The following is a 2,959-nucleotide window of genomic DNA, read 5'->3' as shown; positions in this document are numbered from 1 at the left end:
CGGGTCACCGGGCGCGGCACGCGTCGGCGAACCGCGCGACGGCCTCCGGGCGTCCGGCGGGGTGGGTGTGCAGGTAGGACGCGTGGACGTTGCCGGCGACGAAGCCCTCGGTGACCGGCTCGCCCGACGCCGACCAGCGCCACGCCGGCGTCGACCCGGCCCGCGGCGTGGTGACGGTGCGGTGGAACTCGTGCCCGGTCACCGACTCCCCCGCGGCGGCGACCGGCGAGTCGGCGGCCGCGGTCGCGGTGCGGTAGCCGAGCTGCAGCCGGGGGCCCATCGCGGCGTCGGCGTCGAGCACCCCGCACATCGCGGCACCGTCGAGTCGCCGCCCCAGGTAGAGCAGGCCGCCGCACTCCGCGTGCACCGGACCGCCGTCGCGGGCGAACCGGCGGACGGCCGCGCGCAGCGGCTCGTTGGCGGCGAGCGGGTCGAGGTGCTCCTCGGGGAAGCCGCCGGGGAGCACGAGCCCGGCGGTCCCGTCCGGCAGCGCCTCGTCACGCAGCGGGTCCACGACGGCCACCTCGCACCCCGCCGCCGTGAGCAGCTCGGCGTGCTCGGGATAGCCGAAGGTGAACGCGGGACCGCCGGCCACCGCGACGACCGGGGCGCTCCGCCCGTCGGGGACCCAGGGCCGGCGGCCGTCGGCCACCTCGCGCGCCGGGTCCCAGGGCGTCGCGGGGGTCGCCGGGGCGCGGCGGGCGAGGGCCTCGATCGCGTCGAGGTCGACGTGGGCCGCGACCAGCGCCGTCATCGCCTCGACGGCCGCGCGGGCGGCGTCGCCGTGCTCGGCGGCGGTGACCAGGCCGAGGTGGCGGGAGGGCACGGCGAGCTCGGCCCGGCGCGGCACCACGCCCAGGACCGGCATCCCGACCTCGGCGCACGCCGCCCGCAGCGCCCCCGCGTGCCGCTCGGTGCCGACCCGGTTGAGCACGACGCCCGCCGGGCGCACCCGCGGGTCGAAGTGCGCGAACCCGTGGAGCAGCGCGGCGATCGAGCGGTGCTGACCGCGCGCGTCGACGACGAGCACCACGGGCGCGTCGAGCACGCGCGCGACGTGGGCCGTCGATCCGCTATCGGCGTGCTCCCCGTCTTCGTCACCACCGGAGGCCAGCCGGCCGTCGAACAGGCCCATGACGCCCTCGACGACGGCGAGCTCCGCCCCCGCGGTGCCGTGCACGACGAGGCCGGGCAGTCGGTCGGCGCCGACGAGCACCGGGTCGAGGTTGCGGCCGGGCCGGCCGGCGGCGAGCGCGTGGTAGCCGGGGTCGACGTAGTCCGGGCCGATCTTGAACGGTGCCGGGCGGGTGCCGCGGGCGGCGAACGCGCCGAGGAGCCCGGTCGCGATCGTCGTCTTCCCGCTGCCCGACGACGGCGCCGCCACCACGACCCGGGGCGGCAGGGTGGTCACCACTCGATGCCCTTCTGGCCCTTCTGGCCGGCGTCCATCGGGTGCTTGATCTTGGTCATCTCGGTGACGAGGTCGGCGACGTCGACGAGCGCCTCCGGCGCGTCCCGCCCGGTGATGACGACGTGCTGGAACCCCGGACGGTCACGCAGCACCGCGACGACCTCGTCGACGTCGATCCACCCCCACTTCAGCGGGTACGTGAACTCGTCGAGCACGTAGAAGTCGTGCGCCCCGGCCTCCAGCCGGCGCCGGATCTCCGCCCAGCCCTCCCGCGCGGCCTCGGCGTGGTCCTCCTCGGTGCCCGCCTTGCGCGACCAGGACCAGCCCTCGCCCATCTTGTGCCACTCGACCGGGCCGCCCTGCCCGGTGCTCGCGTGCAGCTCGCCGAGAGCCTTGAGCGCGGTCTCCTCGCCGACGCGCCACTTCGCCGACTTCACGAACTGGAACACCGCGATGCTCGAGCCCGCCGTCCACTGCCGCAGCGCCAGCCCGAACGCGGCGGTCGACTTGCCCTTGTTCGGCCCGGTGTGCACGACGACGAGCGGGCGACGACGGCGCTGGCGGGTGGTGAGCCCGTCGTCGGGAACGGTGGTGGGGACGCCCTGCGGCATGGTTCAGCCCTCTCCGACGGCGGCGCGCGCGACGGCGGCCACCGTGTCGCCGGTCAGCTCGTCGAGGCTGACGATCGCACCCGCGGCCGCTCCCGCGACCCGTCCGGCGAGCCCGAGCCGCACCGGCCCCGACTCGCAGTCGACGACGACGGTGCTCATCGCCGCGCCGCCCGTTCGGCCCCGTCCCGGCCCGGCCTCGCGGGCGAGCCCGCGGGCGGCCTCGAGGGCCGCGTCGAGCGGCTTCGCTCCCCCGACGGTGGCCCGCCCGTCGGTGAGCACGATCAGCAGGCCACGCCGGCGCGGGTCGCGCACCCGTTCGGCCCGCAGCACCCGGCGCGCCGTGCGCAGCCCGTCGGCGAGCGGGGTGCGGCCGCCGGTGCGCAGGTCGGTGAGGCGGTGGTGCGCGGTGTGCACCGAGGTGGTCGGCGGGAGCGTGACGGTGGCCCCGGGCCCGCGGAAGGTCACCACCCCGACCTTGTCCCGCCGTTGGTAGGCGTCGCGCAACAGGGCGACGACGGCCCCGGCGACGGCGTTCATCCGTCGCCGCGCGGCCATCGACCCGGACGCGTCGACGCAGAACAGCACGAGGTTGCCCTCGCGGCCCTCGCGCTGGGCGTGCCGCAGATCCTCCGGCGCCGGACGGCCACGCCGCCCCCCGCGGACCGACGCGAGCACCGTCGCCGGCAGGTGCAGTGTCGTGTCCTCGCGGGGCTCGGGCACCGCGCGCACCGTGCGCCCCTGCCGGCCCCGGGCCCGCGAGCGCCGGCCCGGGGCCCCCTCGCCGGTGCCCCGCACCTCGAACCGGCGGGTGCGCAGTCGCGTCGGGGTGGGCGCACCGACGGGTCGACCCGCGGCCTCGTCGCCACCCCCCGAGGGCAGCGGGGCGTCGTGGCCGGCATCCGGCGGCAGGGGTGTCCCGTCGTCACGGCCGCCGGAC

Annotated in this window: 3 protein-coding genes; all 3 read right to left on the bottom strand. The window is 77.9% G+C overall.

Annotated elements, in window-relative coordinates:
- Positions 1-4: 4 nt before the first annotated feature.
- Positions 5-1,402, bottom strand: a complete 1,398-nt coding sequence (locus tag VGH76_RS20155; protein ID WP_331558505.1) for a cobyrinate a,c-diamide synthase — start codon at positions 1,400-1,402, stop codon at positions 5-7.
- 5 nt (positions 1,403-1,407) lie between these two features.
- Entirely contained in the window at positions 1,408-2,022 is a 615-nt protein-coding gene (cobO, locus tag VGH76_RS20150) for a cob(I)yrinic acid a,c-diamide adenosyltransferase (protein ID WP_331558504.1), read from the bottom strand.
- 3 nt (positions 2,023-2,025) lie between these two features.
- Positions 2,026-2,959, bottom strand: a 934-nt coding sequence (locus VGH76_RS20145; RefSeq protein ID WP_331558503.1) for a VWA domain-containing protein, incomplete at its 5' end; no start/stop codon positions are given.

Source organism: Actinomycetospora sp. (genome assembly GCF_036497585.1).
In the GTDB taxonomy this organism is placed as follows: domain Bacteria; phylum Actinomycetota; class Actinomycetes; order Mycobacteriales; family Pseudonocardiaceae; genus Actinomycetospora.
This window is presented reverse-complemented; position numbering and strand designations above follow the sequence as displayed.